Source organism: Nostoc sp. DedSLP04 (assembly GCF_034530775.1).
Taxonomy (GTDB): Bacteria; Cyanobacteriota; Cyanobacteriia; order Cyanobacteriales; family Nostocaceae; genus Nostoc.
The window spans coordinates 55,515-67,877 of sequence record NZ_JAVRCL010000018.1 but is presented as its reverse complement, the minus strand read 5'-3'; the positions used below and the strand labels follow the sequence as shown (position 1 = coordinate 67,877).

At 42.2% G+C, this 12,363-nt stretch carries 13 protein-coding genes; 6 read left to right on the top strand and 7 right to left on the bottom strand.

Translation table 11 applies throughout. From position 1 onward, the window contains the following. Nucleotides 1-422, top strand: a 422-nt coding sequence (locus tag RMX89_RS12960) for a hypothetical protein (RefSeq protein WP_322689214.1), incomplete at its 5' end; no start/stop codon positions are given. A 22-nt stretch (nucleotides 423-444) separates the two neighbouring features. Here RMX89_RS12960 and rsmG read toward each other — a convergent pair. Further along, nucleotides 445-1,179 carry a 16S rRNA (guanine(527)-N(7))-methyltransferase RsmG gene (gene rsmG / locus RMX89_RS12955; RefSeq protein WP_322689213.1) on the bottom strand — a complete coding sequence of 245 codons (735 nt, stop codon included), beginning with the start codon at nucleotides 1,177-1,179 and terminating at the stop codon, nucleotides 445-447. 81 nt (nucleotides 1,180-1,260) lie between these two features. Then, on the bottom strand, nucleotides 1,261-1,935 hold the full coding sequence (locus RMX89_RS12950; RefSeq protein WP_322673314.1) for an energy-coupling factor ABC transporter ATP-binding protein: 675 nt from the start codon (nucleotides 1,933-1,935) through the stop codon (nucleotides 1,261-1,263). Between the two features lie 308 nt (nucleotides 1,936-2,243). Here RMX89_RS12950 and RMX89_RS12945 point away from each other — a divergent pair, with 308 nt between their 5' ends. From RMX89_RS12945 to RMX89_RS12935, 3 genes are all read left to right on the top strand, one after another. Then, complete coding sequence (locus tag RMX89_RS12945) at nucleotides 2,244-3,176, top strand: Sll0314/Alr1548 family TPR repeat-containing protein (protein ID WP_322689212.1); 933 nt, start codon at nucleotides 2,244-2,246, stop codon at nucleotides 3,174-3,176. A 113-nt stretch (nucleotides 3,177-3,289) separates the two neighbouring features. Continuing rightward, nucleotides 3,290-3,742: a DUF3531 family protein gene (locus tag RMX89_RS12940; RefSeq protein ID WP_322673316.1), complete on the top strand. Its 453-nt coding sequence runs from the start codon at nucleotides 3,290-3,292 to the stop codon at nucleotides 3,740-3,742. 8 nt (nucleotides 3,743-3,750) lie between these two features. Beyond that, nucleotides 3,751-4,206: an NUDIX hydrolase gene (locus RMX89_RS12935; protein WP_322685403.1), complete on the top strand. Its 456-nt coding sequence runs from the start codon at nucleotides 3,751-3,753 to the stop codon at nucleotides 4,204-4,206. A gap of 283 nt (nucleotides 4,207-4,489) precedes the next feature. On the opposite strand, the gene RMX89_RS12930 is transcribed toward RMX89_RS12935, so the two are convergent. Both RMX89_RS12930 and RMX89_RS12925 read right to left on the bottom strand, forming a co-directional pair. Then, nucleotides 4,490-5,779, bottom strand: a complete 1,290-nt coding sequence (locus RMX89_RS12930) for an ATP-binding protein (RefSeq protein WP_322689211.1) — start codon at nucleotides 5,777-5,779, stop codon at nucleotides 4,490-4,492. Nucleotides 5,780-5,800: 21 nt separating this feature from the next. Beyond that, nucleotides 5,801-6,106: a hypothetical protein gene (locus tag RMX89_RS12925; protein ID WP_322689210.1), complete on the bottom strand. Its 306-nt coding sequence runs from the start codon at nucleotides 6,104-6,106 to the stop codon at nucleotides 5,801-5,803. A gap of 171 nt (nucleotides 6,107-6,277) precedes the next feature. Here RMX89_RS12925 and RMX89_RS12920 point away from each other — a divergent pair, with 171 nt between their 5' ends. Continuing rightward, nucleotides 6,278-6,556, top strand: a complete 279-nt coding sequence (locus RMX89_RS12920; protein ID WP_322685405.1) for a hypothetical protein — start codon at nucleotides 6,278-6,280, stop codon at nucleotides 6,554-6,556. Nucleotides 6,557-6,583: 27 nt separating this feature from the next. Here the strand turns inward: RMX89_RS12920 and RMX89_RS12915 are convergent, their stop codons facing one another. Genes RMX89_RS12915 through mfd form a run of 3 tightly spaced genes read right to left on the bottom strand, consistent with a single transcriptional unit; the run spans nucleotide 6,584 to nucleotide 10,760 of the window. Further along, complete coding sequence (locus RMX89_RS12915; RefSeq protein WP_322689209.1) at nucleotides 6,584-6,922, bottom strand: DUF5615 family PIN-like protein; 339 nt, start codon at nucleotides 6,920-6,922, stop codon at nucleotides 6,584-6,586. Continuing rightward, nucleotides 6,919-7,143, bottom strand: coding sequence for a DUF433 domain-containing protein (locus RMX89_RS12910; protein ID WP_292805920.1), 225 nt, complete (start codon nucleotides 7,141-7,143; stop codon nucleotides 6,919-6,921). The genes RMX89_RS12915 and RMX89_RS12910 overlap by 4 nt, the downstream gene beginning before the upstream one ends. 35 nt (nucleotides 7,144-7,178) lie before the next feature. Then, nucleotides 7,179-10,760, bottom strand: coding sequence for a transcription-repair coupling factor (gene mfd / locus RMX89_RS12905; RefSeq protein WP_322689208.1), 3,582 nt, complete (start codon nucleotides 10,758-10,760; stop codon nucleotides 7,179-7,181). Between the two features lie 240 nt (nucleotides 10,761-11,000). Here mfd and RMX89_RS12900 point away from each other — a divergent pair, with 240 nt between their 5' ends. After that, complete coding sequence (locus RMX89_RS12900) at nucleotides 11,001-12,329, top strand: hemolysin family protein (RefSeq protein WP_322671717.1); 1,329 nt, start codon at nucleotides 11,001-11,003, stop codon at nucleotides 12,327-12,329. Nucleotides 12,330-12,363 lie beyond the last annotated feature (34 nt).

The following is a 12,363-nucleotide window of genomic DNA, read 5'->3' as shown; positions in this document are numbered from 1 at the left end:
ATGTGATTAACAGTTCTACAGGTGTAGCAGTTACTAGACAATGGGGCGTTGGTGGCGATATTCCTGTTCCCGGCGATTATGACAGCGATAGTAAAACTGATTTTGCAGTCTGGCGACCGAGTAATGGCACTTGGTATGTGATTAACAGTTCTACAGGTGTAGCAGTTACTAGACAATGGGGCGTTGGTGGTGATGTTCCCGCCCCTGGCAAATACGATAATGATGGTAAAACTGATTTTGCAGTCTGGCGACCGAGTAATGGAACTTGGTATGTGATTAACAGTTCTACAGGTGTAGCAGTTACTAGACAATGGGGCGTTGGTGGTGATATTCCTGCCCCTGGCAATTATGATTTCTCTATTAGGAATGACTTCGCAGTTTGGCGACCGAGTAATGGCACTTGGTATATTTTTGGGAATTAGGCTCTTTTTCTCGCACTCTTACTCAAAGAGGTTTTTGAGTAGGTACACCTACAGCACGAGGAAAATTAGCTGGAGTGGTAGCTACCTTACGCAAATACACACAGTGGCGGATGCTGTGGCTTAACGGTGTTGTAAATTGTTCGATTGATTCAATTACACCACCCAACTGCTTCACAGCATTCTTTAAAGCAGCTGTTTCATCCTCTGTCCAATTACCGCGATAAATTATAGCTAAACCTCCCTGTTTGAGTAGTGGTAAGGTATATTCTGCACAGACAGATGCAGCCCCTACAGCACGGATCAATGCAATATCATAAGCTAGTCGATGTTGGCGGTGCTGACCGATTTCTTCAGCCCTACCAACAAGAGTTTTGGCATTGGTAAGGGCAAGTTCAGTTAATATATTGTCGAGAAAAGTAATTTTTTTCCGAGTGGAATCGAGAAGAGTAATTGGGCAATTAGGTACAGTAATTGCTACGGGAACACCTGGAAAACCTGCACCTGTACCAATATCGACGATCGTAGGGGAAGCAGGAGAGAAATTTGCTGATAAAAGAGGTGCAATTCCTCGCAGAGAATCCCAGAGATGTTTTTCCCAAAACTCTTGAGGTTCAACGATCCGAGTTAAATTTTGTTGGCGATTACCTTCTAGGATTAACTCATAAAGCTTTTGAAATTGCGCTTGTTGTTGAAGAGTTGGTTGCCAATTGAGAGTTTTCTGCCAGATTTCTGCCATCTCAGGCAATAGGTTTGTCATTTGTCATTTGTCATTTGGTATGAGACATGGGACATAGTTTTTCTCCTTGTCCCCTTGTCCCCTTGTCCCCCTGCTTTTTTCTCACACTGTTGGTAGAGGTTCTTTAACTTTGGATTCTAGTGACTTTGGGTCTACTGATTCTAGTTCGCCGTGATTGAGTGTCCAGCAACGGTCTGCGATCGCTAACAGATCCCCTGCATCGTGTGTCACAATTAACAATGTCCAATCTTGTTTCAGTTTCGCTAATAAATTTATCAATTGCCGACGCATTGACCAATCTAAACCAGCTGTGGGTTCATCCAATAACAGTAAATTTGGCTGGCGAATTAATTGGACTGCCAAAGCTAAACGTCGTTGCTGACCACCACTCAAAGCATAAGGGGCAGCAGAAAGCGATAAATGCTCTAATCCCACTTCACTCAGCGCCTGTCTGACTCTTTCTGACCCTAACTCAGGATGTCCTAAACGCAATTCTTCTAAAATCGAACCACCGCAAAAGTGCCGCTCTGGAAACTGAAATACTAACCCGGCTAATTGTTGTAACTGTTCGGCTATAAGTTCTTGTTCCCGCCAGAAGAGAGCGCCAGTAGTGGGTTCGGCTAGTCCAGACAAAATTTCTAGTAAGGTACTTTTACCGGAACCACTCGGGCCAATAATCAAACCTAGCTGCTGGGGTGCTAATTCTAAATTGATCGATTTGAGAATCGCTGTTGGGCACGCTGTGGGATGATAATTTACATTTCGGAGATAAAGCATTTGTTAAGATTACCAAAAAGTCAGCAAATTACTAATTAGCTACACTGAGAGTGTCTGGAAAATTCTAGAAAAAAATTTACAGCGCATTACCTGGATTAACACCTTAATTTAGCAGCAAGAATTATCCACTTTTTCTCCATTGTGGCAGACTAAGCCTGAAATAATGGCTAGAGCAAGCCTGCAAACATGGAAAGATTACCAATATATAAGAAAATTTTGGTTGAAGCAAAGGCAAGTTGAAATTAACCATTTTTGCATTCTAAGTAACACATACAACTATTTCAACCGCAATTATTCTGAGGGTTAAAATGACTAAAAGGTTTTCTTTGCCTCAATTAGTAGTGTCTGCTCAACTCATTACCCTTGCTCAGACTGCTTTTGTAGGTGCGATCGCACTTAATATCTGGGTAAATCCTTCACTTGCTGGCGATCCGTTTCGCGATCGCGAACCTCATCAAATTGGCGACCAAACAGAAGCAGCTTTTAAAGCAATTTTCCAACAGGGCAACTATCCAGCAGCACAGCGTTATCTAGAACAAGCACTATCCAAAGAACCAAATGAACCTCTAGCTTATGCCATGAGCGCATCTTTAGCATACGGAAATAAGGATTGGACTAAACTAGATACTTACAGCCAAAAAACTCTAGAAACTGGACAAAAACTGATTGCTAGCGATCCATTGCGTGGTAATTTATACACTGCTGTTGGTCATTTTTTAGAAGGTGCAGTAGTTATCACCCGTGAAGGTACTGTCAATGGTGTACCCCAAGCTTTTAGTCGGCTGCGGCAAGTTTATGAATATTTAGACAAAGCCGAAGCAATTTCTGCCAACGATCCAGAACTGAATTTAATCAAGGGTTATATGGATTTATTATTGGCGGTTAATTTGCCTTTTGCTAGCCCAGATCAGGCAATTGGACGCTTAGAAAAAAATGCTGCTCCTGAGTATTTAGTGGATCGGGGTATTGCTCTTGCTTACCGGGATTTAAAACGGTATCCACAGGCGCTAGAGTATGTCAACCGGGCGATCAAAACGACATCTGATAATCCAGAAATTTATTATCTTAAAGCCCAAATACTGAAGCGACTGGGGCAAAGAGAAAAAAGTCAGCAGATGATCCAGGAAGCGATCGCTAATTTTGACAAAGCATTGACTAAAAAATCCCAACTCCCAGGCGATTTAGTCAAACAAATTGAGCGCGAACGCAATAGTGCTGTTAGCCTTAAGAATCCTGGATAATTGGGCATTGGGCATTGGCGATTAAGTTTTATTCTCTATTCCCTATGTCCCATGCCCCATTCCCTACTTTGATATGCTTATTTGCAGACAAGTAATTGAGATATTAAACCAAAATGGAGATTCAGTTCCGCGAAATTAATCCTTTTGATGTGTGGATTTGGCTAAAATTCAGCACAAATCCTTCTGCGCGTGAAAAGCAGTATGTAGAAGAAGTTTTCAATTCCTGGTTTTATCTGGGTAAATTGGGTGCATTTAATGCAGAGAATCTTCAGGTGCAGGACACTGGACTCGATATCAGCTACATGAATTATGATGAACAAGGGTATGATAAAAGCCTACTAGCACTGATGCACAACATCGGTGAGTTTGAATATGAGGGTCAGTGGGGGCGTTGTTGGTTTGACTTAGGAACCAGTGATGCGATCGCATTGGATATTTTAATCAACGCTCTCACCCAGCTAAGTCAGGAATATGTCACCATTGAAGAATTGTACATCGGTGGTGAAAATCCAGATTGGCCTATTGAGGATAGCGAAAGTCGTCCTCAGTCTATTTATGATAATTAGTTACAAAAATGAATAAAGCAGGTGAAATTCGGGTAATAGCCTTGGGGTTAATTCGGAATGGCGATGGCTCCGCCAACGCCAAGGGCGAACGCATTTTTGTTTCTGAAGGCTACGATCCCGTAAAACAAGAAACATTTTATCGTGCTTTAGGCGGTGGTGTGGATTTTGGTGAAACCAGCCACGCCGCCTTAAAACGGGAATTTCAAGAGGAAATTCAGGCAGAATTAACGAATATTAAATATTTAGGTTGTATAGAGAACCTGTTTACATTTAATGGTAGGCAAGGTCATGAAATTATTCAGCTTTATCAATGTGACTTTGTTGATTCCAAATTTTATCAACTGGAAAGTTTAATTTTTTCAGAATCGCCACATCATAAACATAGAGCATTATGGATAGATATCTCTCGCTTGAAATCTGGAGAATTCAGATTAGTGCCTGAAGTATTTTTTGAATATTTATAAATCATCTGGAAATTTACCAAAGAAGGGAATAGGGAACTTTTAGCGGGAAACAGTTCCTTGTTCCCTATTCCCGCAAGGGAGTAAGAAGCCCCGACGAATATCAGTCGTTTTTTTAAGGCGGGGTTTAAATCCCCACCTCAGTCATACTATAAATTATCCCTGCTTGCATGTTGGGTTTGTTAAAGTGCGATCGCTTGGGGTGGGAGCAAAGCGCGCTCGCTCTCAATATCGTAGAGTTTTAGTAGCAAGTATTGGATTTCCTAAGCTATGGCGAGGGCGATCGCTATTCACGATAAAATTTTGCATCGTAAACTCGTGTTTGTACCACTACTGGTGCAGTAACTCCGTAACCAAAGATTAGAGCTTGTTGGCTAGAATCTACCTTGGACATCATATAACGTAGGCTTTGATTGCTAGCAACATCGGTAAACATAGCATCAATCTCTTCAGCATTAAGAAAACCAGTAATACGAGTACCAAGCTCAGACATAATTTCTTTATCAATCCTTGAGGGATATCGCTCTACTACAAATAAAGTGATGTAGAACTTCCACGATTGTCGAAGAAGAGTGCTAAAGATATTGTGGTGAACTGTGTTGGAGTTTAGCAAATGATGGGCATCTTCAACGGTTATCACTAGCCGACGAGGTGTATCGCTCTGAGCTTTTGTCTGCAAAAACTTTTTAGTTTTCTTGATATAGTGAATGTGAATGCGCCTACAAATCATATTTGCCATCAACATATAACAGAGCATATCCAACTGGGGACTAAACTCCACCACAACATTCTTACCTGCTTCCAATGAACGTAAAAGTTGATGGATGTAATTATGCGGTAGAACATCTCTCATATTTTTCAGATTATCCAGTCGCAGCAATTTGCGCTGCAATGCCATAATCGAATTTCTGTCTCCCCGCTTTTTATCACAAAAAATCTGGATTTCATCATTAGTCATATTGAATAACTGAGTAATCCACTTCTTGCCAAATTCCGTATACAATATGTTGGCGTTATCCAGGCTATCTTCAGATATTCCTAACTCTCGACTGACTAACTTTATATCTTCAACTTCAATTTGGTCATAACTAAGATAGAGTTCTTGTACTTCACGCACGCCTGAGCGAAATATAGAGTCAGGATCAGTAACGTAAATTTCCACTGCACTAGGAAACATCTGACTCAAACCTTTAACTGTACTAAATTGTTGATCCTGCAGTGCAGCTTCCCTTCCGTACTCTGAGTGGAGATCGAAAATTAAATTCACAGCTGCTTGTTGATGAATAAGATCCGATAGCATTAATTTAGTCAGGAAGGTTTTACCTGTTCCTGAGTTTCCAAATACCCCAACATTTGTTTGTAAAAGGCGATCAAAATCTAAATAGATAATACTATTTGTACCAATGTGCGTTCCTATTGCAAAGCTACGCCGATCAATATTGTCTGCTTTGCTAAAAACAGGCTGAGAATCATAATAGCTATCATTAACTTGTTTAAATTTAAGCTTATTTTTATACTCCGAGTTTTTCGATTTATCGTTTTTTCTGTATTCCCATTCCCTATCAAACTCCTTCATGTTTATTTGCGGATCTTTATTTCAAAGTCTTAAAGCAAAGTGCCAGTAATCTTTTCCTCTTTTATGGAAGCGTTTGTCTTCAAAAATATTCAAGTCTTTAAGACGCTTGATAGCTTCGTAAAAGTGACCTTGTTGATTAAAGTGAGCTAGTTCTACAAGAAATCTTCTCTGAGTTTCAACAATTAACTTAGGTCTATCAGTATCCTCATGCTCCCACCTATATAACAGATGGAGGTCATTGCGGTAATCAAAGACGTAACCTAGCAATTCTTTTAACAAGCCTCTTACGCGCTGTTGAACATCAGAACTCCAGCTAACTTTTGGCATAGGTCAACTATAATAACTTTCCAAAAAAGTTTGGGAATGTCCCAAATGAAAATACGTTCCTAAATGCTCTATGTCTATATTCTAAAAGACTTTAATCCTTTAGCTAGCATCTTGTTCCATTGGGAAGTTCCCAAACTCTAACCTCATACTATTGATACTGAGGTGAAATGAATGACACTAGAAGCTCAATTCTTGAATCCCACAGAGATAGGAAGAGAATTAGAAAAAATTACAGGTAATAAAATAAGTGGGATGCAGGTCAACAGACTACTGCAAGCAATACAATTACAATGTAAAGTTGCTAATGTATGGGAACCCACCATATTAGGCCAAAGATTAAGCGTAATTCTGCCCTACACAGGCAAAAACAACCATTCTGGCTTTCAATTGAAATGGAGTACTGATGTAATTGAGCTACTTAAGAGACATCTAGAACCAGATATCTTTTAGCTGTTAACGTGTGTAGTAGTAAAATTGCTAGTCTCCTCTGATTTCGACCAACGCTTCACCTGTTCGCAAAAACTTTAGTGCTTCTGGCAAAGTAGCACTCAAAATCTCTTGCAACCGAGCATTTGATGTGTTTCCACAAGTTAACCAGATAATTTGTGGTGGCGATCCAAGACGCTCAACCAAGTCAACAAAGTCACTATCCTTAGTTATAAAAATAACTCCTCTAGCTTTGGCTACTTCAAAAATTTCAAGGTCTTCAGCATTTCTCAGACCAACATCACGTAAAGAGAAGGCTGTTATCCCAAAAGTGCTAGCGATCCAACTTGCGATCGCAGGTGACAGGTGTGTGTCTACCCAGATGGTCATGCTACTAACACTGGATGATTAAGCTTACGTGAAGCGTATAGAAGTGCTGCTTTGAGATCATCAGCCTCAAGATCGGGCATTTCTTCCAAGATTTGTTCGGCACTAAGTCCAGATGCAAACAAGTCCAGTACGTCTGACACCCGAATTCTCATGCCCCGAATACATGGACGACCACCACATTGTTTGGGATTAACTGTGATTCTTCTAAGTAAGTCTGACATAGGTTTTCATTTGATGAATAATCTTTTTCTACTTATCAAACAATAGCCGCCTCTAGAATCGCCCCTTGCATTCTTCCAAAAGCATCAATCAAATTTTGCAATTGTTGATCGGCTTTAAAAACTCCTAACCCGCGTACTGTCACTTTACCTGGAGAATACACAAAGCGCGTCTTGAGATTGTCTGGTAAATTCGCCGCCAACAAATTCCAAGCGGGTTCCTCCATTGGTGTTTCTAAAACGACGTGCTGCTTTTGTTCTGGTTTAATCCGGCTAAATCCAAGTTTTTTCGCTAGCTGTTTGAGTTCCATGACTCGCAAAAGTTGATTTGCAGAGACTGGTAAAGTACCATAGCGATCGCTCCACTCGGCTGCAATCTGCTTTAATTCTGATTTAGATTTAGCTGTCGCTACCGCCCGATATGCACTCATCTTTTGATCCAAATCGGTGATATAATCTGCCGGAATAAATGCTGTCAAGTTGAGGTCAATCTGGGTATCCTCCACTTTCGGAATTTCTTGTCCGCGGATTTCCCGAATTGCTTCTTCTAGCATTTCCATGTATAAATCAAAACCGATGGCATCCATTTGACCGGATTGTTCTGCACCTAGCAAGTTACCCACGCCTCTAATTTCCATATCGCGCATCGCTAGTTGATATCCAGAACCTAGCTGAGTAAATTCTTGAATCGCTCGTAATCGTTGCCGTGCCGCATCAGATAATGCCCGTTGCTTCGGATAAAATAACCAAGCATGAGCTTGTATCCCTGCACGTCCCACACGACCGCGTAATTGATACAGTTGTGCCAATCCAAAGCGGTGAGCATCTTCAATCAAAATCGTGTTGACTCGCGGAATATCTAAGCCAGATTCAATAATTGTCGTACAAACAAGGATGTCTGCATCGCCATTACTGAAAGTGAGCATGGTTGATTCTAACTCGCTTTCATCCATTTGACCGTGAGCGATCGCAAACCTAGCCCCCGGTATTACTTCTCGTAAATTGGCTGTTGTCTCTTCAATCCCATCTACTCGTGGAACTACATAAAATACTTGTCCCCCTCTGTCTAATTCTTGACGAATAGCAGTACGGATACTTTCAGAATTAATCGGTGATAGATGAGTTTTAATCGGTCGTCTGGTTGGGGGTGGTGTGGTAATCAAACTCATTTCCCGAATTCCTGACAAGGACATATACAAAGTCCGGGGAATGGGAGTAGCAGAGAGGGTAAGCACATCAACTTGAGTCTTCAAGCTTTTAATTTTCTCTTTCTGATTTACCCCAAACCGCTGTTCTTCATCTACTACCAACAGTCCTAAATCCCGGAATGTCACGCCTTTACCTAAAAGTTGGTGTGTACCAACTACTACATCTAATTCACCTGTTGCCAATCGCTTTTGAATATCACGGCGTTCTTCGGCGGAACGGAAACGATTGAGCAAACCGACATTCACAGGGTAGGGTGCAAAACGTTCTTTGAGTGTATGGTAATGCTGCTGTGTTAAAATAGTCGTTGGCGCAAGGAGTGCCACTTGTTTACCGGCGGTGACTGCTTTGAAAATAGCACGAATCGCCACTTCCGTCTTTCCGAAACCGACATCGCCACAAACTAAGCGATCCATTGGGCGATCGCTTTCCATGTCGCGTTTTACATCTTGTACAGCTTTGAGTTGATCCGTTGTGGGTTGGTAGGGGAAAGAATCTTCTAATTCCTCTTGCCAAGGCATATCACTTGGAAAGCTAAAACCTTGTTGTTGCGATCGCGCTGCATACAGTTTCAACAAGTCCACCGCCAATTTTTTGATCGCTTTGCGGACTTTATTCTTGGTATTTTCCCAAGCTTTACCAGTCATCCGGTTGAGTTCCGGTGCTTTATCACCTCCGGCGCGGAACCGCGATAAAGCACCTACTTGATCGGCTGCGACTCTGAGTAACCCATCAGCATACTGCACTACCAAATAATCACGGGTTTCATTATTAATCGTCAAACTTTCCAGCTTGACAAATTTACCAACACCATGATTTCTGTGAACGACATAATCGCCTGGACGCAGCTTATTGGGATCGACTTGCTTAGAAGTAGCTTTGTGGCGCTTGCGGATATAGCCGGGAGTCGCCAAAGAATGCTGTCCAAAAAATTCCCGATCTGTGACAATTACTAATCGGTACGTAGGCAGAATAAAACCTTCTAGTTCCGCAAGCCCAGAATATTTTAAAGCTATGGGAGTATGGTTAATTTGCAGCTTATCAATCGCTTGGTAGTCGCGGGGATTGGGGATAAACTGAGCCGGACAATCATGTTCTTGCAATAGCGAGACAGAACGCGAAGGTTGAGCAGAAAGCAGCCAGATCGAGAAATTGCGATCGCGTTCTTGGCGGATGGTTTCAGCTAGTTTAGCAAACTGGTGTGGCGTGACTGGAACAGGACGGCTGGCAAGATTGATCCCATCATTTTCCTCTGACAATTCCGATAAATATAATGTTTTAAATCTGGCAACATCAACCAGACACTCATCAAACGAACGGTGAATTTTCGGCAATGTTAGAGGAGTAGATTCTTCCCCATACGCCATTCCCCATTGTTCCTGGGCATTTTCTACCCAGCGATCGCTATGAGCATGACACTGTTCTGGCTCATCAATGGCAATCAGGGTATTTTCTGCTAAGTAGTTTAGCAGAGATGCTGGTTGCTCAAACGCTAACCCCAAAAAGCGACGACTACCCTCCAACATTGATGAGTTCGCAGTGCTAAGTTCTGAGTCAGAATTTAACTCAGCACTCAGCACTCGGAACTCAGCACTATTTTTCAGTGCAGCCATCACGATGGGAGTAAAGCTAGTGGGTGTAAGAATTAACTGGCCAACTTTGTCGAGGGCGGAACGTTGGGTTGCTGGGTCAAATTCCCGCATTTGCTCGATTTCATCACCAAACCATTCCAACCTAACTGGAAATTCCGAGGAAACCGGGAACACATCAACAATATCGCCCCGCCGACTCCATTGCCCCTCCATTTCCACCAAAGGAACTCTTTCATACCCCAAAATAGTTATTTTTTCACTGAAGCTATTCAGGTCTAATTCCATCCCTTTTTTTAGGGTAAGACAGAATTGCCCAAAAGCTTCTGGTGGTGGTAAATGAGGTTGCAACGCCCCTTGAGTAGCCACAATCGCTAAATTTGTCCTTTGTCCTATCCTGCGGGAAGCCGCTGGCGCGTCTATGTCCCTTGTCATTTGTTCTTGGTTTGTTTCTAATGACAACTGACTAATGACTAATGACTCTTGATTTTTGAGTAAATCTGCTAAAACCTGCATTTGCCCCCAACTCATTTCAGTTTCCGGGTCAAAAGGTTCGTAGGGAGAAGCCTCGGAGGTGGGGTAAAAATGTACTGTTTGCCATCCCATTGCCTCCAGTTGTGCGTAAACGCGTCCAGCTTCTTCTAGGGTGGCGCAAACCACAAACAAATCTTTACCCTGAGACTGCGCTAATGCCGAAGCCACTAGAGTCTTGGGTAGCCTGGGAATGCCATTTAACCGCAATTCTTGTTGTCGATTCAGCTTAGAAATAAATTCGGTGGTGAGCGGCGATCGGCCTAAGGCACGCACAATAGAAGAAAATGACATAAGTACTACTAGCGATGGGAGTCTTTGTGGGTCAGCAAATCTTGAGGCAGTTTATGTCAACTATTTTAAAAGTGTTAACAGCTTTCTTATTCTTTAGGTGGAAGAATAATGCACAGTGACTAATAAATTTAAGAACTATAACTACTACTTTGTGTATAGTCAAAGTATTTATCGAAGCACCTTTAATACTAGATACTAAGGATTGAGCTACGTTTGCTCTGATAAGCGGCAATTTTAAACATGTCCTCCATCACTTTTGAAATTTTAATCATTTTGGTGCTAATTATTGCCAATGGCGTGTTTTCTATGTCTGAGATGGCGATTGTCTCGGCACGGAAAGTAAGGTTACAACAGCTTGCCAATCAAGGAGATGTCAAGGCAATGGCAGCATTGAAATTAGCGGAGTCTCCAAATCATTTCCTGTCAACTGTTCAAGTGGGTATTTCCCTGATCGGTATCCTAACTGGTGCTTTTGGAGGAGCAACAATTGCCAATCGGCTGGCAGTCTATGTGCGACTTGTACCTTTGTTAGCACCTTATAGCGAACCGATATCTTTTGGAATAGTGGTTTTAATCATTACCTATTTGTCACTGATTGTTGGTGAATTAGTACCAAAGCGTCTGGCATTAAACAACCCAGAAAGAATTGCATCGACTGTGGCTATTCCAATGCGTGCCTTATCGGCGATCGCTTCGCCAATGGTATATCTATTAAGTGCTTCTACAGATTTGATCCTGCGAGTGCTAGGAATCACAGCTTCTACTGAGCCGCAAGTCACCGAAGAAGAAATTAAAATCTTAATCGAGCAAGGCACAGAGGCGGGAACCTTTGAGGAAGCTGAACAGGATATGGTAGAGCGAGTCTTTCGTTTAGGCGATCGCCCTGTCAGTTACTTAATGACACCCCGTCCTGATATTGTTTGGCTAGACTTAGACGACTCTGCCGAAGAAAATCGCCTAAAAATGGTTGATAGTGCTTATTCTCGGTATCCAGTTTGTCAGGGAGGACTTGACAATGTGCTGGGTGTTATCCCTGTCACCGACTTATTAGCCAGGAGTTTCCGAGGGGAACCACTAGACTTAACTATCGGATTGCGACAGCCTGTGTTTGTGCCAGAAAGCACCCGTGGCTTGAAAGTTTTGGAATTGTTCAAGCAAACTATCACTCACATGGCGCTGGTAGTGGATGAATACGGCGTAATTCAAGGATTAGTCACTCTCAACGACATCATGAGTGAAATCGTAGGTGATGTTCCTTCAACGGATGGACAGGATCAACCACAAGCTGTACAACGCGAAGATGGTTCCTGGCTTTTGGATGGGATGTTGCCTGTAGAGGAGTTTTTGGAACTTTTTGGGATGGAAGAGTGGGAATCTGAGGAACGCGGCAGTTATCAAACATTAGGCGGTTTTGTGATTACTCATTTAGGTCGTATTCCTGCCGCAGCAGATCATTTTGAATGGCAAAGTATGCGAATTGAAGTAATGGATATGGATGGTAATCGCGTTGATAAGGTGCTAGTCGTACCGAAGGCAGTTAAATCAGCAGATACAAAAAAATCTGATTAGGATTGGGCATTGGGCATTGGGCATTGGGCATTGG

Bases quoted from the DNA above. Each gene is read 5' to 3' on its own strand.
- RMX89_RS12900 (WP_322671717.1), top strand. From the start codon at position 11,001: ATGTCCTCCATCACTTTTGAAATTTTAATCATTTTGGTGCTAATTATT.
- RMX89_RS12945 (WP_322689212.1), top strand. From the start codon at position 2,244: ATGACTAAAAGGTTTTCTTTGCCTCAATTAGTAGTGTCTGCTCAACTC.
- RMX89_RS12950 (WP_322673314.1), bottom strand. From the start codon at position 1,935: ATGCTTTATCTCCGAAATGTAAATTATCATCCCACAGCGTGCCCAACA.
- RMX89_RS12930 (WP_322689211.1), bottom strand. From the start codon at position 5,779: ATGAAGGAGTTTGATAGGGAATGGGAATACAGAAAAAACGATAAATCG.
- RMX89_RS12910 (WP_292805920.1), bottom strand. From the start codon at position 7,143: ATGTCAGACTTACTTAGAAGAATCACAGTTAATCCCAAACAATGTGGT.
- RMX89_RS12925 (WP_322689210.1), bottom strand. From the start codon at position 6,106: ATGCCAAAAGTTAGCTGGAGTTCTGATGTTCAACAGCGCGTAAGAGGC.
- mfd (WP_322689208.1), bottom strand. From the start codon at position 10,760: ATGTCATTTTCTTCTATTGTGCGTGCCTTAGGCCGATCGCCGCTCACC.
- RMX89_RS12940 (WP_322673316.1), top strand. From the start codon at position 3,290: ATGGAGATTCAGTTCCGCGAAATTAATCCTTTTGATGTGTGGATTTGG.
- RMX89_RS12920 (WP_322685405.1), top strand. From the start codon at position 6,278: ATGACACTAGAAGCTCAATTCTTGAATCCCACAGAGATAGGAAGAGAA.
- rsmG (WP_322689213.1), bottom strand. From the start codon at position 1,179: ATGACAAACCTATTGCCTGAGATGGCAGAAATCTGGCAGAAAACTCTC.
- RMX89_RS12915 (WP_322689209.1), bottom strand. From the start codon at position 6,922: ATGACCATCTGGGTAGACACACACCTGTCACCTGCGATCGCAAGTTGG.
- RMX89_RS12935 (WP_322685403.1), top strand. From the start codon at position 3,751: ATGAATAAAGCAGGTGAAATTCGGGTAATAGCCTTGGGGTTAATTCGG.